This window comes from Acidovorax sp. NN32, from assembly GCF_057597245.1.
Window position 1 is genome coordinate 814,939 of the sequence record NZ_CP199679.1, and the last position, 22,483, is coordinate 837,421.

General features: G+C 62.4%; 25 protein-coding genes. 21 read left to right on the forward strand and 4 right to left on the reverse strand.

What is annotated here, in order from left to right:
* Positions 1-39: 39 nt before the first annotated feature.
* The 3 genes from ACT89O_RS03805 to ACT89O_RS03815 all read left to right on the forward strand — a co-directional run bounded on the left by ACT89O_RS03805 (position 40) and on the right by ACT89O_RS03815 (position 2,347).
* Positions 40-816, forward strand: coding sequence for a lysophospholipid acyltransferase family protein (locus tag ACT89O_RS03805; RefSeq protein ID WP_487262815.1), 777 nt, complete (start codon positions 40-42; stop codon positions 814-816).
* 11 nt (positions 817-827) lie between these two features.
* Positions 828-1,787 carry a M48 family metallopeptidase gene (locus ACT89O_RS03810; protein WP_487262816.1) on the forward strand — a complete coding sequence of 320 codons (960 nt, stop codon included), beginning with the start codon at positions 828-830 and terminating at the stop codon, positions 1,785-1,787.
* Between the two features lie 137 nt (positions 1,788-1,924).
* On the forward strand, positions 1,925-2,347 hold the full coding sequence (locus ACT89O_RS03815; RefSeq protein ID WP_487256886.1) for a rhodanese-like domain-containing protein: 423 nt from the start codon (positions 1,925-1,927) through the stop codon (positions 2,345-2,347).
* A gap of 198 nt (positions 2,348-2,545) precedes the next feature.
* Here the strand turns inward: ACT89O_RS03815 and lysM are convergent, their stop codons facing one another.
* Positions 2,546-3,031 (reverse strand): peptidoglycan-binding protein LysM, encoded by a 486-nt coding sequence (lysM, locus tag ACT89O_RS03820; RefSeq protein ID WP_055396847.1) that lies wholly within the window; start codon positions 3,029-3,031, stop codon positions 2,546-2,548.
* A gap of 180 nt (positions 3,032-3,211) precedes the next feature.
* Between lysM and ACT89O_RS03825 the strand changes: the two genes are divergently transcribed.
* Positions 3,212-3,979: a type III pantothenate kinase gene (locus ACT89O_RS03825; protein ID WP_487261878.1), complete on the forward strand. Its 768-nt coding sequence runs from the start codon at positions 3,212-3,214 to the stop codon at positions 3,977-3,979.
* A 192-nt stretch (positions 3,980-4,171) separates the two neighbouring features.
* On the opposite strand, the gene ACT89O_RS03830 is transcribed toward ACT89O_RS03825, so the two are convergent.
* The 3 genes from ACT89O_RS03830 to ACT89O_RS03840 form a co-directional block, all read right to left on the reverse strand.
* Entirely contained in the window at positions 4,172-4,948 is a 777-nt protein-coding gene (locus ACT89O_RS03830; protein ID WP_228897424.1) for a tetratricopeptide repeat protein, read from the reverse strand.
* 56 nt (positions 4,949-5,004) lie between these two features.
* Complete coding sequence (locus ACT89O_RS03835) at positions 5,005-5,667, reverse strand: TetR/AcrR family transcriptional regulator (RefSeq protein ID WP_121422226.1); 663 nt, start codon at positions 5,665-5,667, stop codon at positions 5,005-5,007.
* 229 nt (positions 5,668-5,896) lie between these two features.
* The gene (locus ACT89O_RS03840) at positions 5,897-6,502 is read right to left on the reverse strand and encodes a phasin family protein (RefSeq protein WP_487261879.1); all 606 of its coding nucleotides are present in this window, start codon (positions 6,500-6,502) and stop codon (positions 5,897-5,899) included.
* Positions 6,503-6,729: 227 nt separating this feature from the next.
* Here ACT89O_RS03840 and ACT89O_RS03845 point away from each other — a divergent pair, with 227 nt between their 5' ends.
* From ACT89O_RS03845 to ACT89O_RS03925, 17 genes are all read left to right on the forward strand, one after another.
* On the forward strand, positions 6,730-8,715 hold the full coding sequence (locus ACT89O_RS03845) for an SDR family oxidoreductase (protein WP_487261880.1): 1,986 nt from the start codon (positions 6,730-6,732) through the stop codon (positions 8,713-8,715).
* Positions 8,716-8,826: 111 nt separating this feature from the next.
* Complete coding sequence (gene rfbB / locus ACT89O_RS03850; RefSeq protein WP_487261881.1) at positions 8,827-9,921, forward strand: dTDP-glucose 4,6-dehydratase; 1,095 nt, start codon at positions 8,827-8,829, stop codon at positions 9,919-9,921.
* Positions 9,918-10,808, forward strand: coding sequence for a dTDP-4-dehydrorhamnose reductase (gene rfbD, locus ACT89O_RS03855; protein WP_487261882.1), 891 nt, complete (start codon positions 9,918-9,920; stop codon positions 10,806-10,808). The genes rfbB and rfbD overlap by 4 nt, the downstream gene beginning before the upstream one ends.
* Before the next feature lie 14 nt (positions 10,809-10,822).
* Positions 10,823-11,707, forward strand: coding sequence for a glucose-1-phosphate thymidylyltransferase RfbA (gene rfbA / locus ACT89O_RS03860; RefSeq protein ID WP_055396830.1), 885 nt, complete (start codon positions 10,823-10,825; stop codon positions 11,705-11,707).
* A 6-nt stretch (positions 11,708-11,713) separates the two neighbouring features.
* A complete protein-coding gene (gene rfbC, locus ACT89O_RS03865; RefSeq protein WP_431151801.1) occupies positions 11,714-12,259 on the forward strand; it encodes a dTDP-4-dehydrorhamnose 3,5-epimerase in 546 nt (181 codons plus the stop codon).
* Positions 12,256-13,449: a DUF1972 domain-containing protein gene (locus ACT89O_RS03870; RefSeq protein ID WP_487261883.1), complete on the forward strand. Its 1,194-nt coding sequence runs from the start codon at positions 12,256-12,258 to the stop codon at positions 13,447-13,449. Before rfbC ends, ACT89O_RS03870 begins: the two co-directional genes overlap by 4 nt.
* Positions 13,450-13,517: 68 nt before the next feature.
* Positions 13,518-14,456: a glycosyltransferase family 2 protein gene (locus ACT89O_RS03875; RefSeq protein ID WP_228897417.1), complete on the forward strand. Its 939-nt coding sequence runs from the start codon at positions 13,518-13,520 to the stop codon at positions 14,454-14,456.
* Between the two features lie 72 nt (positions 14,457-14,528).
* Positions 14,529-16,247 carry a GspE/PulE family protein gene (locus ACT89O_RS03880; protein ID WP_487261884.1) on the forward strand — a complete coding sequence of 573 codons (1,719 nt, stop codon included), beginning with the start codon at positions 14,529-14,531 and terminating at the stop codon, positions 16,245-16,247.
* Positions 16,240-17,448: a type II secretion system F family protein gene (locus ACT89O_RS03885; protein ID WP_121422233.1), complete on the forward strand. Its 1,209-nt coding sequence runs from the start codon at positions 16,240-16,242 to the stop codon at positions 17,446-17,448. The genes ACT89O_RS03880 and ACT89O_RS03885 overlap by 8 nt, the downstream gene beginning before the upstream one ends.
* Positions 17,449-17,474: 26 nt before the next feature.
* Positions 17,475-17,918, forward strand: a complete 444-nt coding sequence (gene gspG / locus ACT89O_RS03890) for a type II secretion system major pseudopilin GspG (RefSeq protein ID WP_055396821.1) — start codon at positions 17,475-17,477, stop codon at positions 17,916-17,918.
* A 50-nt stretch (positions 17,919-17,968) separates the two neighbouring features.
* Positions 17,969-18,463, forward strand: a complete 495-nt coding sequence (locus ACT89O_RS03895; protein WP_121422234.1) for a GspH/FimT family pseudopilin — start codon at positions 17,969-17,971, stop codon at positions 18,461-18,463.
* Positions 18,460-18,912, forward strand: a complete 453-nt coding sequence (locus ACT89O_RS03900; protein ID WP_487261885.1) for a type IV pilus modification PilV family protein — start codon at positions 18,460-18,462, stop codon at positions 18,910-18,912. The genes ACT89O_RS03895 and ACT89O_RS03900 overlap by 4 nt, the downstream gene beginning before the upstream one ends.
* Positions 18,909-19,520 carry a prepilin-type N-terminal cleavage/methylation domain-containing protein gene (locus ACT89O_RS03905; RefSeq protein ID WP_121507613.1) on the forward strand — a complete coding sequence of 204 codons (612 nt, stop codon included), beginning with the start codon at positions 18,909-18,911 and terminating at the stop codon, positions 19,518-19,520. The genes ACT89O_RS03900 and ACT89O_RS03905 overlap by 4 nt, the downstream gene beginning before the upstream one ends.
* Positions 19,520-20,434 (forward strand): type II secretion system minor pseudopilin, encoded by a 915-nt coding sequence (locus ACT89O_RS03910; RefSeq protein WP_487261886.1) that lies wholly within the window; start codon positions 19,520-19,522, stop codon positions 20,432-20,434. The genes ACT89O_RS03905 and ACT89O_RS03910 overlap by 1 nt, the downstream gene beginning before the upstream one ends.
* Positions 20,431-21,432, forward strand: a complete 1,002-nt coding sequence (locus ACT89O_RS03915) for a PilN domain-containing protein (RefSeq protein ID WP_487261887.1) — start codon at positions 20,431-20,433, stop codon at positions 21,430-21,432. Before ACT89O_RS03910 ends, ACT89O_RS03915 begins: the two co-directional genes overlap by 4 nt.
* Positions 21,429-21,983 carry a type II secretion system protein GspM gene (gspM, locus tag ACT89O_RS03920; protein WP_487261888.1) on the forward strand — a complete coding sequence of 185 codons (555 nt, stop codon included), beginning with the start codon at positions 21,429-21,431 and terminating at the stop codon, positions 21,981-21,983. Before ACT89O_RS03915 ends, gspM begins: the two co-directional genes overlap by 4 nt.
* The gene (locus ACT89O_RS03925) at positions 21,980-22,483 is read left to right on the forward strand and encodes a hypothetical protein (RefSeq protein WP_228897412.1); all 504 of its coding nucleotides are present in this window, start codon (positions 21,980-21,982) and stop codon (positions 22,481-22,483) included. Before gspM ends, ACT89O_RS03925 begins: the two co-directional genes overlap by 4 nt.

A 22,483-nucleotide genomic window follows, 5' to 3' on the forward strand; every position in this document is an offset into this window, starting at 1 on the left:
CTTGATAGATAAGCGCTGGCGGCCAAAATGACCATCAAAATGGCCTTTATCCGTTCCGTCATTCACCTTCTCTGGATGGGCATCACTGTGGTGCCCTATGCGCTGACCATCATGCTGGGCACGCTGCTGGGCGTGCGCGGCAAGCCGCTGTACCGCATCGCCCGCGCGTGGCTGTCACTGTGCATCAGCGGTGCCCGCGTGATCCTGGGCATCCGCGCCAACGTGATCGGCATGGAGAACCTGCCGCAGGGCGAGAACGCGGGGGCGGTGCTGCTGGTCAAGCACCAGTCCACATACGAGACCTTTCTGATGCCCGCGATCATGCCGCGCCCCCTGGCCTATGTGTTCAAGAAGGAGCTGCTGCGTGTGCCGTTCTTCGGCTGGGCCATCGGCCGCCTCGACATGATCCACATCGACCGCGACCAGCGCACCCAAGCCTTCCACAAGGTGGTGCAGCAGGGCAAGGACCTGTTGGCCCAGGGCATCTGGATCATCATGTTCCCCGAAGGCACGCGCATTGAGCGTGGGCAAAAGGGCAACTACAAGACCGGCGGCACCCGCCTGGCCATCGACACCGGCGCGCCAGTGGTGCCAATTGCTGTGACGTCCGCCAAGGTCTGGCCGCGCAAGGCGTTCATCAAGCGCCCGGGCGTGGTGGATGTGTCCATCGGCAAGCCCATTTCCAGCGTAGGCCGCAAGCCCGACGAGCTGATGCGCGAAGTGGAGGCCTGGATCGAGACCGAGATGCGCCGCCTGGATCCTGATGCGTACCCTGCCGTGGTCATCCCCCCGCACGGCAAGGCGGGCGAGAAGTAGGCCAGAGCGTGATGCAGCGGCTTGTGCAGTTGGCGCTCGACTTTTTCGACCCGCCGGTCGCACCGGCAGGACCGGCTGCGGCGCCGGGGGTGAAGGCTGCAGGTTCCAAGTCAAAACTGCCCCCAGCGCTGGATGGGAAAGCGCCAGTAGCTCCTAAAACAGTAGTGAATCGGCCTGCTGTGCCTGCTGTACCGCTGCCATCTCTGCTGTCCCCGGCCGAATTCCGCCACCCGCAGGCCAGCCGCGAAGTGCTGCTGGGCGATGCCGTCGTGGCCTATGCGTTGCAGCGCGCGCGGCGCCGCACCATCGGCTTTACCGTGGGGGCCGATGGACTGTCGGTACGTGCGCCCAGCTGGGTCACCCTGTCGGGCGTGGATTCTGCGCTGCGCGAGAAGTCCGAATGGATCCTGCGCAAGCTGTCTGAGGCGCGCGAGCGCCACCAGCGCATGGAAGGCGGTCGCATTGCCTGGGCCGATGGCGCTGTGTTGCCCTATCTGGGTGAGCCTTTGACCGTGGTGCTGGACCCGAGCCACGGTTTTGCGGGCAAAGGCGGTGCGCTGGTGGCGGGCGCCGACGTGGTGCCACCCAGCCTGCACATCGGCCTGCCCCACAGCGCCAGCCCCGAGCAGATCCGCGACGCCGTGCAGGCCTGGCTCATGCGTGACGCGCGCCGCCACTTCACGGCCCGGCTCGACCATTTCGCCCCGCTGCTGGGTGTGCGCTGGGCCAGCCTGCGCCTGTCGAGCGCCAACACCCGCTGGGGCAGTGCCAAGGCCGACGGCTCCATCCGCCTGAACTGGCGCCTGCTGCACTACCGCCCGGCCATCATCGACTACGTGGTGGCGCACGAGCTGGCCCACCTGCGCGTGATGGACCACAGTCCGCGCTTCTGGGACACCGTGGCCACCGTGATGCCCGACTATGCGCAGCTGCGCAGCCGCTTGCGGGATGAGCCCGCGCCTTTGTGGTGAATCCCCCTGAGTCGCCTGCGGCGCCTTCGCCCTAGGGGGACGACGCCCTCGCTGCGGGGCGGCCCTTGGCTTGCGTCCCTCGCACTGGTCGCGCCCAGTTCAAACGTTTTGCCTAGTGCACAGAAAGGATCCAAACCATGACAAATACGCTCTCCTCCGTTTCTCCCGCCGACGGCTATGCCGGTGACGTGACGCCCCAGCAGGCCTGGCAGTGGGTACAGGCCGGACAGGCCGTGCTGGTGGATGTGCGCAGCGACGCCGAACGTGAATGGGTGGGGCAGGTGCCCGGCGCCATCGCCGTGGCGTGGAAGCAGTGGCCGGGCATGGCCATGAACGCGGATTTTGATGCGCAGATGCGCACTGCCGTGCCTGAGGGCGCCCGGGCTGTGCTGCTGTGCCGCAGCGGCGTGCGCTCCATCGCCGCCGCGCGCCGCGCTACTGAGCTGGGCATCACGGCCTACAACATCCTGGAAGGTTTTGAGGGCGACGCCGATGCGCAGGGTCAGCGCGGCAAAAAGGGCGGCTGGCGTTTTCACGGCCTGCCGTGGAAGCAGGGTTGATGCTCCCAAAAAAATAGCTGCCAGCGCTTTATAGATAAGCGCTGGCAGCTGGCTCTAAAGCTTGACTTGCCCCGGCGTTCCGTTCGTATGGGGCGTCGGTATACACCCAACTCAGGCCAGCGCACCCGTGGAACCGGCTTTGCCGGGCCACCGGGTGTGTTTCCCTTGGGGGAAAGGCGCCGCAGGCGACTCAGGAGGTTACTTCGCCTGCGGGATTCGGAGTTTCTGGCCGGGGTAGATCTTGTCGGGGTGGCTCAGCATCGGCTTGTTGGCCTCGAAGATCACGGGGTACTTGTTGGCGTCGCCATAGAACTTCTTGGCAATGGCGCTCAGAGTGTCGCCGCGCACCACGTCGTGGTACTGGGCTTCGGGCTCGGGGTTGGTCACATCCATCAGGTTCTCGACGCTTGTCACGCTGGCCACATTGCCGCAGCACAGGGTGACTTTTTCCTTGGCCGCCTGCGTAGGGGCTGTGCCCTTCACGGTAACTTTGCCTTCCGGTCCTTCAAAGGCCACCTGCACATTGCTGGCGCCCAGGTTCTGGGACGCGATGTAGGTCTCGATGGCCTTGGATGCCTTGGCGTTGAGTTCATCTTGCGTGGGGGCTGCTGCCGTGGCGGCCTGTGCTTCTTTGCCGCCGAACAGCTTTTCGCCGGCTTCCTTGATGAAACTGAAAAGACCCATGTCGTACCTCCTAATGTTGCAGAAACAGGAAGGACCACTGTAGCGGTAATGGGCGGCTGCGTCGTGTCGGACACGGGCGCGACACGATTTTTCACAATTTGTGGGCGGGCAGGGGTGATGCAACCGGGGGCTGTCGCCCTCGGGCAGGGGTGCATCGCAAAACTCGGGATAATCCGCCGCATGACTTTCCTGGCCATCGACGTCGGTAACACCCGTCTCAAATGGGCGTTGTACGACGCTCCCCGCCCCGGGGCTGCGCTCATTGCGCATGGCGCCGAGTTTCTCGACCACATCGACCGCCTGGCTGAAGGTAGCTGGGAGTCGCTGCCCCACCCGGAGCGCATGCTGGGCTGCGTGGTGGCGGGCGATGCCGTCAAACGCCGCGTGCAAGAGCAGATGGAAATCTGGGATGTCACCCCCTCGTGGGTGGTGTCCTCGGCGCATGAGGCGGGGCTCACCAACGGCTACGACCATCCCTCGCGCCTGGGCTCGGACCGCTGGGTGGCCATGATCGGCGCGCGCCACCATGTGTTGGCACGTGGCCCGGCGCGGCCGCTGGTGGTGGTGATGGTGGGCACGGCCGTGACGGTGGAGTGCATCGACACCGAGGGCCGCTTCATGGGCGGCCTGATCCTGCCCGGCCACGGCATCATGCTGCGCGCGCTCGAATCGGGCACCGCCGGCCTGCATGTGCCCACGGGTGAAGTGCGCCCGTTCCCCACCAACACCAGCGATGCACTGACCAGCGGCGGCACCTACGCCATCGCCGGTGCCGTGGAGCGCATGTACCAGCACCTGCTGCAGCACTGTGGCCAGGAGCCCGCCTGCATCATGACCGGCGGCGCCGGATGGAAGATGGCGCCCAGCATGACACGGCCGTTCGAGCTGGTGGACAACCTGATTTTTGACGGGCTGCTGGAGATTGCCGCGCAGCGGTTTGGGGGCTGAGGGCTTTTGAGCTCCGCATCCATAGCAGCGCGACACGGCAATCTACTGCAAACCTCTGTGCAAAACTGGCGCTGCGCAAGCCAGAGACACCGAGCAAGGGCCGTCCCGCAGCGAGGGTGTCGTCCCCCTTCCCGAATGGCGTAGCCAGTCGAGAGAAGGGGGAAGCGGCAAAGCCGCTCAGGGGGATGCCTCTTACTCTTCTTCCAGTTCAGCCCGCGCCATCTCCACATCCAGCCGCTCCATGGCATCCATGGGTTCAGCGGCGGCGGCCTTTTCGTAGAGCGCGGTGGCTTCCTGCATTTTCTTGTCGCCCTCCAGCATGACGAGCGCATTGGCGTACTCGATCATCGCGATGGCCGATCCCGGGTTGAGCTTGAGGGCTTCCTGAAACAGCTTGAGGCCCGTGTCCTTCTTGGCGCCATAGGTCATGCCGCCAATCAGCGAGCCCACCTTGTCGATCACCTCGGCATGGAAGGCGCCCAGCGCAATGCGCGCATCGGCGTGTTTGGGCGACAGGGCAATGGCCTTCTCCAGCGAGTCCTTCACCTTGCCACCCAAGCCCTGCGCCAGCGCCTTGGCCACGCTGATGCCCTGGCTGTAGCGGCCCAGTGCGTAGGCGTGCCAGTACCAGGCGTTGGCGTTGTCGGGCTCCTTGGCGGCCTGGGCCTCCGCCCGTTCGGCCACCTGCATGAACAGATCCAGGCGCGCCTTCTCCTTCGGCTCCAGGTAGTTGGCATAGATGGAGGTGGCCTTGTTGGCGGCAGTGATACCCGCGCCACCGGCAGTCAGGCCCGCTGCCGCAGCTTTCTCAAAATCACCGTTGTGGAACAGCGCCCAGGCTTCCAGCACGGCAGCCTCCTTGGGGCAGGGTTCGGCATCACCGCCATGCAGTCGTGCCCAATGCTTCTTGACGCTCGCAGCGTCAAATTGGTAGTCGCCAGCGTGGGGGAAGGGGGTCCATTTGGCCATGGTGTGTGTCTCCGGAAGTTCTTGTTGGTGGGTGTCTGTGGCGGGTGGGCCGTGTATCAGCCTGGCGCTGGTGCGTAGGCGCCGACCAGCTGCAGCAGGTGGGCGCGCTGGCCGCTTTCGAGGTAGGGCATGAGCAGGTTCAGCACATGGTGGGCTCCGCGCAGCAGCGCGGCCTGGGCGCTTTCGGGCTCCAGTGCACGGCGTGGGTCGCGCACGTATTCGAAGCTCAGCCAGTAAGTGAGCACCACGACCATGCTGGTGGCGGTGGCCTCCAGTTCGCGCGAGTCGATGTGCAGTGCATCAGCGCGGCCCATACCGTCGAGCATGGCGCGCACGGCGCGGGTCTTGTTCTTGAGGATGGCCTGGAAGTGGGTTTCCAGGCGCCGGTTCTTGGACAGCAGGTCGTTGAGATCGCGGTACAGGAAACGGTACTGCCAGATCAGCTCGAACAGCGAGTGCATGAAGAACCAGGCGTCCTCCACATTGCGCACACCATCGGCGGCGGCCAGCAGTTCGGTCAGCGAGGTTTCGTAGCGATCAAACAGCGCGTTGATCAGCTCGTCCTTGGCCGGGTAGTGGTAGTACAGGTTGCCGGGGCTGATGCGCAGCTCGGCCGAGATCAGGGTGGTGGAGACGTTGGGCTCACCGAACCGGTTGAACAGGTCCAGCGTCACTTCCAGAATGCGTTCTGCGGTGCGGCGTGGCGCTTTCTTCACCATGTGTGCGGGCCCCTTCGCGTCGTTTGGCGTCGTTGTTGCGTTGTCTCTGATGGCTACTCTAACCCACACGGTCATGCTGCAGTGCGACATGAACGCGGGGTGTGTATGCAGTACCTAGGCTGCTTGTAGCGCACTTCATGGGTTTCACCAAAAAAAGAAAAGCGGTCCAAACGCCTTGGCGCGTGGACCGCTTGGAGCGGGCTGGGTGCTTGCCGGTGGCAAGCCGTGATCAGCTGGCCGATGGCGTGCTGGTGGCTGCGTCGGCAGCGGCACGTGTCGCGGTCTTTTTGGCCGCAGCCTTCTTGGCGGGGGCCTTGGCTGCGGGCTTGGCGGCGGCCTTTGCAGGAGCCGCCTTCTTTGCCACTGCCTTCTTGGCGGGGGCCTTGGCTGCAGGCTTGGTGGCTGCCTTGGCAGCAGCTTTGGCGGGTGCGGCCTTGCCGCCCTTGGCCAGGGCGTCCACACGGGCGCTCAGGGCTTCCAGGTCGCGGGCCGAGGGCACGCCCAGCTTGGCGAGGGCCTTGGCCACGCGGTCTTCAAAGATGTTTTCGAGCTTGTCCCACTGGCCCTGGGCCTTGGAGCCGATGTCGCTGGCCATGGTGGTCACGCGGCTGGTGGCTTCGGTGATCTTTTCTTCGGCCACGGCCTGGGTCTTGCGCTGGATGGTCAGGCCTTCCTTGACCAGGGCTTCAAACACCTTGCCGCCTTCTTCCTGTGCCTTGGAGAAGGCACCCAGGCCTGCCAGCCAGATCTGCTGGGCGGAGTCCTTGACGGTGCTGGACAGTTGGGCGTTGCTCTTCTTTTTGTCGGCGCTGAGTTTCTGCAGTTTCTTGACCATGGGGCCTCCGTTGTGCGGTTGGTTGGGTTTGCCGGGGCGGGTTGCCTTCGACGCATGGCCGCACTGTACGCCGCACGGCGCGACAGGTGTAGGCGCGCGCTCCTAAAAATGTAGAGCGTGCCATCTAGCGGGGGCGTTCGCTGGCCGCCTAGCATCGGCGCGGGTTTCTGCTGAATCGGTGCGCGCAGGCCTTGGGCAAGAATGAAGCTATCTCAGAGGAGTTATCCATGCAGTATTTCGTGACGGGGGCAACGGGGTTCATTGGCAAGCGGCTGGTCAAGAAGCTGCTGGAGCGCAAGGGGGCGGTGGTGCATTTCCTGATCCGCAAGGAAAGTGCGGACAAGGTGGCCGACCTGCGCAGCTTCTGGGGTGTCGGGCCTACGCGTGCGGTCCCTGTGTTTGGCGATCTCACCGCGAAGAAGCTGGGCGTGGCGGCAGACGACGTGAAGAAGCTCAAAGGCCAGATCGACCATTTCTACCACCTGGCGGCGGTGTACGACCTCTCTGCTGACGAAGAAACCCAGGTGGCCGTGAACATCGAGGGAACGCGCAACACGGTGGACCTGGCCAAGGCGATTGATGCCGGGCATTTCCACCATGTCTCCTCCATCGCGGCTGCCGGGCTGTACGAAGGCGTGTTCCGCGAAGACATGTTCGAGGAAGCCGAGGGCCTGGACCACCCGTACTTCCAGACCAAACACGAGAGCGAAAAGATCGTGCGCCAGGACTGCAAGGTGCCCTGGACGGTGTACCGCCCGGCCATGGTGGTGGGCGACAGCCAGACCGGCGAGATGGACAAGATCGACGGACCCTACTACTTCTTCAAGCTCATCCAGCGCCTGCGCCAGCTGCTGCCGCCCTGGATGCCCACCGTGGGCCTGGAGGGCGGGCGCGTGAACATCGTGCCGGTGGACTTTGTTGTGAACGCCCTCAACGTCATCAGCCACCAGAAGGACATCACCAAGAAGTGCTACCACCTGGTGGACCCGGTGGGCTACCGCGTGGGCGATGTGCTCGATATCTTCAGCCGCGCAGCCCATGCGCCGCGCATGAACCTGTTCGTCAACGCCGCGTTGCTGGGCTTCATCCCCAAGAGCGTGAAGAAGAGCCTGATGGCACTGGCGCCCGTGCGCCGCGTGCGCAACGCGGTGATGAAGGACCTGGGCCTGCCCGAGGACATGCTCACCTTCGTGAACTACCCCACGCGCTTTGATTGCCGCGAAACGTTGGCCGCGCTCAAGGGCTCCGGCGTCACCTGCCCCAATCTGAAGGACTACGCCTGGCGGCTGTGGGACTACTGGGAGCGCAACCTGGACCCCGAGCTGTTCATTGACCGCACGCTCAAGGGCACGGTGGCTGGCAAGGTGGTGCTGATCACCGGCGGATCGTCCGGCATTGGGCTGGCGGCAGCGCACAAGTTTGCTGAGGCGGGTGCGACCACCATCATCTGCGGGCGTGACCAGGACAAGCTCGACGAGGCGTGCTCGGAGGCCAAGGCCAAGGGCTACCAATTCATCGCTTACTCGGCGGACATTGCCGACATGACCGACTGCGACCGTTTTGTGCAGTTGCTCATCGACAACCACGGCGGTGTGGACTTCCTCATCAACAACGCGGGCCGCTCCATCCGCCGCGCCATCGAGTCGAGCTACGACCGCTTCCACGACTACGAGCGCACCATGCAGCTCAACTATTTCGGCTGCCTGCGCGTGACCATGGGCTTTCTGCCCGGCATGGTGGCTAAGCGCAAGGGCCATGTGGTCAACATCAGCTCCATCGGCGTGCTGACCAATGCGCCCCGCTTTTCGGCCTATGTGGCCAGCAAGGCGGCACTGGACGCGTGGACGCGCTGTGCCTCCAGCGAGTTTGCCGACCAGGGCATCACCTTCACCACCATCAACATGCCCCTGGTGCGCACGCCCATGATTGCGCCCACCAAGATCTACAACAACGTGCCCACGCTGAGCCCCGAGGAGGCGGCGGACATGATCGCCCAGGCCTGCATCTTCAAGCCGGTGCGCATCGCCACGCGGCTGGGCATCACCGGCCAGCTGCTGCACGCGCTGGTGCCACGCGTGGCGCAGATCACCATGAACACGAGCTTTCGCATGTTCCCAGACTCCACCGCCGCCAAGGGCAGCAAGGACGCCAAGCCGCAGCTGTCGGCCGAGGCCGTGGCGCTGCAGCAGATGATGCGAGGCATCCACTTCTGATGACCCGCCGGCCCGGGCAGAAATACCCGCGTTGAACTCTGTTACCCGGGGGCCGGGCGGGGTGGGATAATCGTGGGTTCTGCCGAGCAGGCATTTCACACGGCCCTCCCTATGATTCTGGTTACTGGCGGCGCGGGTTTCATCGGCGCCAACTTCGTTCTTGACTGGCTTGCTGCCTCCAGCGAGCCCGTGGTCAACCTCGACAAGCTCACCTACGCGGGCAACCTGCACAACCTGGACAGCGTGCAGGGTGACGCGCGCCACATCTTTGTGCAGGGCGACATCGGCGACACCGCCCTGGTGGCCCGCCTGCTGGCCGAGCACAAGCCCCGCGCCGTGGTCAACTTCGCGGCTGAATCGCATGTGGATCGCTCCATCCATGGCCCCGAGGATTTCATCCAGACCAACATCGTGGGCTCGTTCCGCCTGCTGGAGGCCGTGCGTGCCTACTGGAGCGCGCTGCCCGAGGGCGAACGTGCCGCCTTCCGCTTCCTGCATGTGTCCACCGACGAGGTCTACGGATCGCTGGCCCCCACCGACCCGGCCTTCGCCGAGACGCGTGGCTTTGAGCCCAACAGCCCTTACAGCGCCAGCAAGGCCGCCAGCGACCACCTGGTGCGCGCTTGGCACCACACCTATGGCCTGCCGGTGCTCACCACCAATTGCAGCAACAACTACGGGCCCTACCACTTCCCCGAAAAGCTGATCCCGCTGATGATCGTCAACGCTCTGGCTGGCAAGAACCTGCCCGTGTATGGCGATGGCATGCAGGTGCGCGACTGGCTCTACGTAAAGGACCACTGCAGCGCCATCCGCCGCGTGCTGGAGGCCGGCGCGCCCGGTGAGACCTACAACGTGGGTGGCTGGAACGAGAAGCCCAACATCGAGATCGTGAACATGGTCTGCAGCCTGCTCGACGAGCTGCGCCCCCGTGCTGATGGACAGAGCTACAAGGCGCAGATCACGTACGTGAAGGACCGCCCCGGCCACGACCGCCGCTACGCCATCGACGCGCGCAAGATCGAGCGCGAGCTGGGCTGGAAGCCCGCCGAGACCTTCGACACCGGCATCCGCAAGACCGTGCAGTGGTACCTGGACCATGCGGACTGGGTGGCCAGCGTGCAGACCGGCGCCTACCGCGACTGGGTCCAGACCCAGTATGCGCAGGAGGCCTCCGCTGCGGCTGTGACGGGCGCCACTGCATGAACATCCTGCTGTTTGGCAAGGGTGGCCAGGTCGGCTGGGAGCTGCAGCGCAGCCTGTCGGTGCTGGGCTCCGTCACGGCGTTGGACTTCGACAGCACCGAGCACTGCGGTGACTTTTCCAACCCCGCCGGCGTGGCTGAAACGGTGCGCGCCCTGCGCCCCGATGTCATCGTCAATGCCGCCGCCCACACGGCCGTGGACAAAGCTGAGAGCGAAGCCGAGTTTGCCCGCACCCTCAACGCCACCACGCCCGGAGCCCTTGCGCAGGAGGCCGCGAAGCTGGGTGCTTGGCTCGTGCACTACAGCACGGACTATGTTTTCGATGGCAGCGGCAGCCGCCCCTGGGTGGAGACCGATACACCCGCCCCGCTGAGCGTTTACGGTCGCACCAAGCTCGAAGGCGAGCAGCTCATTGCAGAGGCGGGCGCCAAACACCTGATCCTGCGCACCAGCTGGGTCTACGCAGCACGCGGCGGCAACTTCGCCAAGACCATGCTGCGGCTGGCGCAAGAGCGTGAGCGGCTGACGGTGATTGATGACCAATGGGGTGCGCCCACCGGTGCCGACCTGCTGGCCGATGTGACCGCCCACGCGCTGCGCCACCTGCAGCAGCACCCGCAGGATGCAGGCCTGTACCACTGCGTGGCTGCGGGCGAGACCAACTGGAATCAGTATGCAAAATACGTGCTGACGCAAGCCCAGAAAGCGCAAATAGCTACAAAAATAATAGCAAAAGAGGTCGCGCCTGTGCCCACAAGCGCATTTCCCACACCGGCCGTGCGCCCCCATAACTCGCGCCTGGGTACCCACAAGCTGCAGTCCACCTTCGGTTTGCAGATGCCCCATTGGCAACAGGGCGTGGCGCGCATGCTCACGGAAATTCTTTGAACGGACCCCAGACCATGACGCAACGCAAAGGCATCATCCTCGCAGGAGGCTCCGGCACCCGGCTGCACCCGGCCACGCTGGCCATCAGCAAACAACTGCTGCCCGTTTACGACAAGCCCATGATCTATTACCCGCTCAGCACGCTGATGCTGGCGGGCATCCGGGACATCCTGGTTATCAGCACCCCGCAGGACACGCCGCGTTTTGCCCAGCTGCTGGGGGATGGAAGCCAATGGGGCTTGAACCTGCAATACGCGGTGCAGCCCAGCCCGGACGGCTTGGCGCAGGCGTTTGTGATCGGGGAGTCTTTTCTGGATGGGGCTCCGAGCGCCCTGGTGCTGGGAGACAACATCTTCTACGGGCACGATTTCCATGAACTGCTGGGCAACGCTCAACAGCGCTCTGCGGGTGCCAGCGTGTTTGCCTACCATGTGCACGACCCGGAGCGTTACGGTGTGGCCGAGTTCGATGCCCAGGGCAAGGTGTTGTCGTTGGAGGAAAAACCTGCTCAGCCCAAGAGCAGCTATGCCGTCACAGGCCTCTACTTCTACGACAACCAGGTTGCGCAGATGGCCCGGAGCTTGAAGCCATCGCCACGCGGCGAACTGGAAATCACCGACCTGAACCGGCTGTACCTGGAGCAGGGGCAGCTCAATGTCGAGATCATGGGCCGCGGCTATGCCTGGCTGGATACTGGCACCCATGAAAGCCTGCTGGAGGCCAGCCAGTTCATTGCGACGCTGGAGCATCGCCAGGGCCTCAAGATTGCCTGCCCCGAGGAAATTGCCTGGCGCGCCGGCTGGATCGACAGTGCCCAGTTGCAGCGCCTGGCACAACCTCTTGCCAAGAACGGCTACGGCCAGTACCTCCAGCGTTTGCTGAACGACAAAGTCTATTGATCCCCCATGCACTCCATCCGGCAATCCATCCCAGACGTTGTCCTCCTTGAGCCCAAGGTGTTCGGCGATAGCCGTGGTTTTTTCTACGAAAGCTTCAACCAGCAGGCCTTCCGGGAGGCCACGGGTGTCCAGTGCGATTTTGTGCAGGACAACCACAGCCGCAGCAGCCAGGGTGTGTTGCGGGGCCTGCACTACCAGTTGCCCCCCAGGGCGCAGGGCAAGCTCGTGCGCGTGGTGCGTGGCGCTGTGTTTGATGTGGCGGTGGATATTCGCAAGGGGTCACCCACCTTTGGCCAGTGGGTGGGGGCCCTGTTGACCGAAGACAACCACCGGCAGCTTTGGGTGCCGCCGGGGCTTGCTCACGGTTTTCTGGTGTTGTCCGAATCGGCGGACTTCCTTTACAAGACCACCGACTACTACAGCCCGGAGCATGAGCGCTGCATTCGCTGGGACGATCCACAGCTTGCCATCGCCTGGCCAGCCGTGGAGGCCGCCATTCAGCTTTCGGCGAAGGATCAGGCGGGGCGCTGGTTCGCTGAGGCAGACCTTTGACGACGGCGCAGGGGCGTGCAACGGGCGGATCTCCGGACCGCCCTGCCAAGCTGCGGATCGCTCTGTTGGGAGCCAGGGGCATCCCCGCGAGCTATGGGGGGTTCGAAACCTTTGCCGAACAACTCTCGATACGCCTGGTGGAGCGTGGCCACGAGGTCACTGTGTATGCAGAGACCAGCGAGTCGTCCGTCGAAGACACCTTCTACCAAGGTGTTCGCGTGCGCCACAAACGTCGGCCCCGGTGGGGAGCTGCATCGGTCCTAGCCTACGACTGTGCCTGCCTGTGGGACGCCCGGCGGGGGTACGACCTGGTCTACATGCTGGGGTATGGCGCTGCCTGGGCCTGCTGGTGGCCCCGGGTTTTTGGGGTTCCGGTCTGGATCAATGTGGACGGACTGGAGTGGGCCCGCAGCAAATGGGGGAGGGTTGCACGCATCTACCTGCGCTGTATGGAGTGGGTGGCCAGCCGGGTGGCCACGCGCCTCATCGCCGATGCCGAGGCCATTGCACAGCGGTTCCGCGAGACTTATCCCAAGGGGGCTCCGTCGAGCTTCATAGCCTACGGCGCCGAACTGGTGCAGGACCGGGACGTGGACCCTTCCGTGCTTTCTGCCTGGGGGCTGAAGCCCCGCCGCTACATGCTGGTCGTGGCGCGCCCGGAGCCGGAAAACCATATCCTTGAAATCGTTCAAGGCTATGAGATGCACGGCGGTGACTGGCCGTTGGTCATCGTAGGGGATGTGTCCGGTGCCACGGCCTACCAGCAACTGCTGAGGCAACATGCCAGCGACCGCGTGCGTTTCGTGGGGGGCATCTACGACACCGGGCAGCTTGCAAGCTTGCGTGTACATGCGGCCTGTTACCTGCACGGGCACTCGGTGGGGGGGACGAACCCTTCGCTGCTCGAGGCACTGGCCTGCGGAAACTGGGTCATTGCGCATGACAACCCGTTCAACCGCGAAGTGGCACGCGATGCGGCCGACTACTTTGCAACCCCCGAGCAACTCGCTCGCAGCCTGGACCTAGTGGTTGGCCAGTCGGACGCCATGCTGCCGCAGCGAAGCCAGCGCGCCCGCGATATCGTGGCGGAGCACTACACCTGGGAGGGCATCGCAGATGCCTACGAGGCGCTGATGCTTTCAGAATGCCGGCCCCACAGCGCTGCAACAACCAGCACGGGGACCGTGTGACTGAGCCGACTCTTCGATTGGCCTCACGCGGAGGGGCGGGCGGGGCTGCACCATCGCAGTCACCGTTGGTGGATGTGCTGCTGGCCACGTACAACGGGGCGAAGTATCTCCGTGCCCAGCTCGATTCGCTGTTGGCCCAGACCCACCAGAATTTCCGCCTCCTCGTCAGCGATGACGGGTCTTCGGATGACACGCTTGCAGTCCTGGAGAGCTACCGGGTGCGCTTTGGAGAGCGTTTGGTACTTGTACCCAATCCCCACCATGGGCAAGGGCTGGTCCGAAACTTTGAGAATCTCATGGTGGCCAGCCTGCATGATGGTGTGGCTGCTTGGGTTGCTTTCTCGGACCAGGACGATGTCTGGCTCCCTCCGAAAATCGAGCTGTGTCTCCAAGAAATGGTGCGAATGGAGCAAGAGGGTGGTGCGGAATTGCCTTGTCTGGTGCACTCCGACCTGACGGTGGTGGATGAGCACTTGGGCGTGATTTCGGAGTCCTTCGCCACGTACCAACGTATGGACCCTCTGCAGTGCTCGCCACTTTCGCTGCTCAGCGTGAACCAGGTGACGGGATGCACGATGATGGTGAACCGCACCCTGTTGCGAATGGCCTTGCCCCTCCCGCAGGAAACCATCATGCACGACTGGTGGTGTGGCCTGGTGAGTGGAAGCGGCCATAGGCGTTTTGTGCCAACCCCGCTGATCCTGTATCGCCAGCATGGCGCCAACCAGGTAGGCGCCAAGGATCGTAGCCTGAAGACGCGTTTGCTCCGGCTGTTGACGAATGGCCAGGGGATCGTCCGGCGTGTCCGGGGGCTGGGTGGGGCTACCTATCTGCAGGCGCAGGCGCTGCAGCTGCGATTGCGCGCCTTGGGGCTGGATGAAGGCTACGTGTCAGAATACCTTGCGTGGAGGGATGGGCCTCTGAGGGCGAGAATTTTTGGGTATCGCGAATATTATGTGGGCCCCGAATTGGATCGATTAAGCCGCTGTTTGCTGTGGTTCAAGTGATTCACTCCGCCCGAGTGAGACAAGTCGGGCCCGGGTATTGGGTGGTTGGAAGAATGTTCAAAGGCGTTGGTAATGAAGCTCTCGGCTGAAATTGGTGAAGTGGAAAGCGTCGATATCGCTGCGCCCAGGCTCGGTGAGATGCTCCTTGCGGACCAGAAATTGTCGCGCAATGACCTGGAGAGGGCGCTAGAGGTCCAGCGTTCCATGGGCGGTCGCCTGGGGCGCCTGCTGATCAGTCTGGGGCTGGTGTCTGAGGTGGATGTCTACTCCGCACTGTCCCGGCAGGCCGGATTGCCTTTGGTGCGTCAGGACGCTTTCCCGAAGGAAAAGCCGGAAACTTCGCGGCTGAACACCAGCTTTTTGCTGGCCAACAACCTGCTTCCTTTGGGAAATGCAGAGGACGCTGAGTCCACGCCGGATTTCGCGTCGGTAGATCCGAAGAGCGCGGCATTGCGCGATGCATTGCGCCTGGTCTTTGGGGATGTGCCCAGGGTCTTTTTTGGCCTGGAGTCTGAAATATCCAGTCAGCTCAATGCCTGGTACGTCCAGGAGTCGGAGCCGGAAGGAGAAGCCGTTGCGGACCAGTTTGAGGCTTCGGAATTCATCGAGCACCTGAGGGACATGGCCTCGGAGGCCCCCATCATCCAGCGCGTGAGCCATATCCTCTCCCAGGCCGTGGCGGCCCAGGCCTCCGACATTCACATCGAAACCTACGAAGAAAAATCGGTGGTCCGGATACGGGTGGACGGCGAGCTGTACCCCATTGACGAGATTGATAACAAGGATGCCCCCGCTGTGGTGTCCCGCATCAAGATCCTTTCGCAGCTGGACATTGCGGAACGCCGGATGCCGCAGGACGGGCGCACCAAGCTGCGCGTGCATGGCAAGGAAATGGACTCTCGCGTGTCCACCATTCCCACCATGTTTGGCGAATCGGTCGTCATGCGCTTGCTGGAAAAGAACTTCGACCTGCTCTCGTTGGAGAGCCTGCACTTCACGCCACCCACTTTGAAAACCATGCGTCAGCTGCTCAGCGTGCCGCATGGGATCTTTCTGGTGACAGGTCCCACAGGCTCCGGGAAGTCCACCACGCTGTATGCCTCCATGCAGGAACTGGAGGGAGAGAACCTCAAGATTCTGACGGTGGAAGATCCGGTCGAGTACCGGCTGCAATGGCTCAACCAGGTGCAGGTCCAGCCCCAGATCGGGCTGACCTTTGCGAAGGTGCTGCGATCCTTTCTCCGCCAGGATCCTGATGTGATCATGATCGGGGAAATGCGCGATGGCGAAACCGCTGAAATTGCGGTCCAGGCGGCATTGACGGGCCACTTGGTCATGTCCACCCTACACACCAACAGCGCGCTCGGGGCCATCGTGCGGCTCATCAACATGGGGGTGGAGCCCTATCTGATCACGGCGTCCGTCATTGGCGTGCTGGCGCAGCGCCTGGTGCGCAAGCTGTGTGAGGAATGCAAAGCGCCGTTGCTGCCGGACCAGGCGCAGGCTGCCGCAGCCTCCCTGGGCATGGCCATGGAGGAGGGCCAGGTCATCTATCGGTCCGTCGGTTGTTCTGCATGCCGGGGGACCGGCTACCGAGGGCGGTTGGCTGTTCATGAATTGCTGGTAATGTCAGAAGACGTAAAAAAAGTGGTGCTCGAAAGAGGTTCTTCGTTGGGGGGCGGAGATGGCGCCTATGCCGGGGGGAACTTGTTGCAGGATGGCGCCACCAAGGTCTTCAAAGGTCTGACGACTGCGGAAGAAGTCCTGCGCGTTGCGCGTCAAAATGATTGAATTTCAATACGATGGAATCACGTCCGATGGCAAGGCCTGCCAGGGGACGATCCGCGCGCTGAACGTGGAGACCGCGCGACTGCGACTCATTGGGCAGGGCGTGACGCCGGTTCGTATTGCAGACGAGTCGGCAGCAGTTGCCCAAGATGAGCCGCAAAGCCGGGGAGGCAAGCTCAAACGTGGCGAGATCCTTTTGTTCAGCCGCGAGATGGCCCACCTCAAGCAGGCCAACATGCCGCTGGACAAGGCGCTGGTCATGCTCAAGGAGACGGCCAACACGGAGCGGCTGAAAGCGTTCATTGCCAAGGTCGAGGAAGGGGTGCGTGGCGGTAAGTCTCTGTACCAGTCGCTGCTGCCGTTTGAGCGGGATCTTGGGCGCCAATATCTGGTTCTGATTCGGGCGGGGGAAACTTCTGGTTCGCTGCATGTGGTTCTGAAAGAACTCACGGTGCAACTGGAGGCAGAGGACAAGCTTCGCAACTACGTCATTTCCTCCATGACGTACCCCGTCATCTTGCTGATTGTTGCGGTGCTGTCCGTCGTGATGCTCCTGGCATTTGTGGTTCCCCAGTTTCGGGAAATTTTTGATTCCATGGGCGACAAACTGCCTTACTCCACGCGCTTGGTGGTCGATCTCAGTGATCTGATCCGCTCGCACTGGATGGCAATCCTGTTAGGCTTGACGGTGGTCTTGTTCCTGGGCTCCCGCTGGGGCGCGACGCCTGCGGGGCGGTTGCGCGTTGACAGTGTGCTGTTGGACCTCCCCTTGTTCGGCAAGGTGTTGCGGAATCTGCAGTTTGCTATTTATTTCCGCACCTTCGGCATCTTGCTGCAGCGCGGTGTACCCATGGTGGATGCGTTGCGCATTGCTGTGGACACACTGACCAATACCGCATTGCGCAAGGATATTGAACCTCTGGTGGGTATTGTAAAAACAGGCAAACGACTTTCCACAGGGTTTGTCTCTCCTTACTTTGGAAAATCCAGCACCCCGCAGCTTATTCGGGTTGCTGAGGAAACAGGGCAGCTTGATATTACTCTGCTGGGTTTGGCAGATCGTTACGAGGATGAAGGTCGGCGTACCATGGGGCGTGTTTTGGCAGCCATGGAGCCCTTGATTATTATTGTTTTGGGGGCCTTGGTTGCCTTCATTATTATTGCGATTCTGGGTGGCGTTTTGTCGATCAACGACACAATTTGATTCTGGATTATTTGAGAGATTTTGAAATGAATGTAGTGAATTTTGAACACAAAGCAATGGCGCGAGCGCAGCGTTCCTCCGGGTTCACGCTGATTGAGTTGCTGGTGGTTCTGGTGATTCTGACGTTGCTTGCCGGGCTGGTGGGCCCGAAGGTGCTTGATCAACTCGGCGGTGCCAAGTCCAAGACGGCCCGCATTCAGATCTCGGAAATTGAGCAGAGTCTGGACCTTTTCAAGCTGGATGTCGGCCGTTATCCCAATGATGCGGAAGGGCTGCGTGCCCTGGCAGAGCGGCCTGCAACGGCCCAGGGATGGAATGGTCCCTACCTGAAGAAGGGCCTGCCTTCTGATCCTTGGGGTGCCGCCTATTTGTACAAAAACCCGGGACGCAATGGCGGGCCCGACGTGTTCTCTCTGGGGTCCGACGCCAAGCCGGGCGGTGACGGTGAGAACGCGGACGTTTTTAACTGACGCTCTGTTGCGCTTTCCACTCCCCAGTGCCGTCTGGTGACTTGTTTCGCATGAGCCGCCCTTTGTTGGCGTCAGACCTCCGCATCCGTGGCTTCACGTTGTTGGAGATGCTGGTCGTGCTGGTGCTGGCTGCCATTACTGTCTCCGTGGTAGGTGCGGGCGGGCAGGCGTACATGGAGCGGTCACGCTACAACCAGACGGTACGGGATGTTTCCAGCCAATTGAACAAAGCGCGTGCGCTCAGCGTCCAGGAAGGCCGTTCGGTGACCGTGACCTACCAGTCAGACATTCGCAGGCTGGTGGTTGACGGGCGCCTGGCCCTGGAGGTGCCTGCATCACTGGTGGTCCAGTGGGAAGCGATTGAACGCAATTCGCGGACTGGCAAAACTGCAACTGCCGTGGGAGAACCTATTTTTGTGTTCAATTCCGACGGCGGCGCACGTGGCGGGCGGCTTGCAGTGCTAAGAGGTGGGCAGGGCGTCAGCTTTCGCGTGAACTGGCTCCTTGGGACGGTGGAGCAATCCATGGTCGCGGCCCAGTCATGACCGTGACGTGCTGTCTGTTGCCCCTGATTGATCCTATTTTCAAGTCATTCAGGCGAGCGCCACGGAATCAACGGGGGTTCAGTTTGCTGGAGGCCTTGGTCGCCATGGCAATTGCTTCCATTGCGCTGGCAAGTCTTTACCGCAGCGTGGGGCAAGGCTCCAAGAATGTGGTGGATGTACAGGCTCGGGTGGAGGCCTCTCTTGTGGCCAGGTCGGCAGTGGCTGCTGGAACCTTTGCAGAGGATTTGATGCGGCAGGATTCCGGGCGGGCGGGTGATTGGAATTGGCGGATTCAGGTGGCGCCCGAACCGGTCCAAATGATGGACGAGAGTGGTCGCCCGGTAGCTGGGCCACCTTTGCGTGCGGCAAGGGTGACCGTAGAGGTCAGTAAAGATGGGGTGACGGCCGTCACATGGACCACATGGAAGCCCTACAGGTCCGCACCATGACCCACTCTTTTCGAAAAACCTCCCGTGGTTTTACCTTGTTGGAGTTGCTGGTCGCATTGGCCGTGACGTCCGCAGTGGTCGCTTTGATGTTTGCGGGCGTGGGGGTCATCGGGCGTTCGGAGGAGCGCAACCAGCGTGTCATTGAGCGCTCTGAACGCATGTTGGTGGTCAGCCAATGGCTGGGACGCAAGTTTGACACCCTGCGCTTGTTGAGTCGGCGCGACGAAAACATCTTTGTGAATTTTTTTAGCGGAAATGCTGCGGGTGCGATCTGGGTGGCGCCATTGCCAGAGCGGGGGGATGCTGGGGGGCTCTATGTATTTCGCATGAGCCCCCTGCGCCATGCCGATGGGCGCGTCGATCTGTCGGTAGAAGCCGTTCCTTATGACGGAGCACTGATGGCGCTGGACTGGGGCAAGGCTTTGCGCGAAACACTTCTGTCGGATGTGCGAACGCTTCAGTGGCATTACCAGGACGGTCTGACGGGTCAGTGGACTCAGCAATGGGACTCTGCCAAAGCGCAGTACCCGGCACGTATCCGGGTGGAAATTGCCGATGCGCGCGGAGACTGGCCTCCTCTGGTGTTCCCTCTCGCGAGGGCAAGGTGATGAAGCGGTCGAAACACGGCAGCCGGGGCGCAGCGCTGATTCTGGTGCTGTGGCTGGTGGCGTCCTTGTCATTGGTGGTGATGGCGAGTTCACGGGGGATTCGCCAGCAAACGCAGCGCGCAGCGCTGGATTTGGAACGCTTGCGCGCTGAGTCCGTGCTGGACGCCGCGATCCAACTGACAGCGCAGCGAATGATGACCGAAAAGACCGCAGACAGTTGGTACCGCATTCAACGTTTGCCAATGGGGTCGAATGACATCTGGGTGGAGATCACGCCCTCTGGAGGGCTGGTAGACGTTAATGTCGCCAGCGAAGCTTTGCTGCAGGCGCTCTTTCAAAGAGCTGGAGGGCTCTCCTCGGGGGAGGCTGCCATCTTGACCTCACGTGTGCGGGACTTCATCGACCCTGACGACACGCCAGGTGGGGTGGGCGGGGCTGAGGCTGCCCAATACCGCGCTGCTGGCTGGCCCTCCCTGCCTCGAAATGGCGCGCTGGATGACCTTTCGGAACTGAGATCAGTCCTGGGAATGACATCTGAGCTCTATGAGATAATCGCGCCCCACTTGGGTATCAATGGGCAGCAACGCATCGAAATCGATTCAGCCCCCCCCGCCCTGATCGACGTCCTCACGGGACAGCCAGGTTTGGGGGCGCGCATTCACAACTCCCCACAGGAAACGCGGGCTGGCGTGCTTTTGACAGGAGCTGCAGCCGAATTTTTCTCGCCTGCCCGCGCTGGAGGCGGCCTGACAGTGCGCCTCAATGCTTTTGTGCGGGCTGAAGGTGATCGCTGGTGGCAGCGTGAGGCATGGATCGATCTCAGCGAGCGTCCCGGTGGTCTGACGCCCTGGACAACGCTCTCTTTGGAGCCGACACGCCGCTTAAACAAGCCGGAACAGGAATTCAAGCCATGACAGGTTGGGGGCAGCTATCTCTTCGTGCGCAAAAAACACTGGACCGAATGGCATGGGGTTTCGGTGATCTCAAGCGCGTTCTCATGGAGCATGGCGCCTGGCCTGCAGTCGCGAGTGCAGCCATTGCGTTCGACGGAGGGCGTTGGACCATTATTGGAACCCGTGCCCGCAAGCGCGCCAACAACCGAAAGGCTTCCAGCCTGCTGGTACCGGAGTCCGGCTGTCTTTGGGGCACCGTGCAGTTGCCGGATATGCCGCGGCGCTCGTTGGCAGGCGGCGTCGAAGAAGCCCTGTGGCGGGTCTCTCCCATGCCGCCGGAACAGATTGTGGCGGCATGGTGGGCAGAACCTCAAGCCCAAGGTGGTTGGATGGTGGAGTGGGGCATGTGCCGACGCAACACCCTGGCCGAGCAATTGACTCAGCACGGGTTTGCCGAAAATGCCCCTGTATATCTGATGCGCCAGGGGCGCGCGCTTCCCGTCCGTACAGCGGCGTGGCAAAAGCAGTACAGCCGCCAGCGTTGGATGGATTGGTTGGGGGTGGGGCTGGTGCTTGTCCTGCTCGCAGCATTGTCATTGCCGGCACTCATGCCGCTGGTCTTGAAGCGCCAGGCCGTGGTCCGCGCTGTGGAGCACGTCAACATGCTGGAGCCCAAGGCGGCTCCCTTGCGCCAGAAGATGGATGAACTGCGTCGCCAAGCAGAGCTGGCGGAAGAGCTTCGCAAGAACATCAGTACGGACCTGCCTCTCGCCAGTGTCGTGGATGCGCTTTCCGCCGCTATTCCTGCCGACACCTGGCTCGATCGCATCGAAGTCAACGGTAGCGAAATCCGGATCACGGGCTTGACGGCTAACGCTACCGAACTTATTGGGCATCTAGGGCGCCAGCCTGGCTTGGTGGATGTGCGCGCCACCGGGGCAAATGTGCGCGACGGCACGCTGAATAAAGAGCGCTTCACGTTTGAAATGCGCTGGCGGGGCGAGGGAGCAAAACCATGAAAATGAATGTATGGCGCCGTCATTCGATGGTTTTGCTGCTGGTGCTGTTTGTTGGCGCCTTGGCTTGTGCCGCTCTGATTTACAGCACTCTCTGGGCGCGTTACAACAACGCCCTGCAACAACTGGAGCCCCGCAGCGAACGCCTGGAAGGGGTGGTGAACGCCGGCGCTGAAATCGAAACCCTGCTCAGCGCTGCGAGCAGTACAGTTGCCCCGCTGGTGCACCCTGCTGGCGAAACTTCTCAAAACGATATCCAGCAGAAGCTTCGCCAGATGATCATGGCTTCTGGCGGCACGCTGGTTTCGTCCCAGGTCGCACTGGAACCTGGGGTGGATGGCAAGCTGGCGCGCATACGCTTGACGGCAACCGTGAATGGTGAATGGGTCAAGTTGGTGAGTTTTATGGAAAGTCTTCAGACGCACCGCCCTCCTTTCTGGGTACGCACCGCGAACATCACGCGTGAGGGGGCAAGTTCCGGCGCGGGTCCGCAAAATGCACGCCTGTCTTTGCAGCTGGAGGCCCCCTTGGCACCAGAAAAGGCCAAGCCATGATCAAACCCTGGTACGTCGGCCCCGTCCTGGGTGCCGTAGCTGTGGCTGCGAGCGCTTACTGGTGGCATACCGAAAAAGAGCGCTGGAACCCGCCGCAAGCGCGCCGGCCCGATCTTCCAAAGGTTGAGCCCATGCCCCCGGTGATCAAGGTCCGGGCGAAGCAGGCAGTGGAGCGTCCCTTGTTGTGGGCATCGCGGCGCCCGGTGGCGGTGGAAGAAAAAAAGACCAGTCTGGTCACGGAGTTGCTGCAGGCGCGCCTCACTGCAGTATTTGAGTCTGGCAAGGAGCGTGTGGCCATCTTGCAGCGCCCCGATGGCAGCACCCTCAAGATCACCGGGGAAACCAAACCCTGGCGAGTTGAATCCTTTGATGGCCGCAAGGCTCTCTTTGTGTCAGCTGATGACCAACGTGTAGAGCGCCCGCTGGAAGCGGGAAGTGCGGCGGCCGTGAAAGCCGGACCGATCGGTGACCGCCTGCGCAGGCCTGCAACAAATCAATAA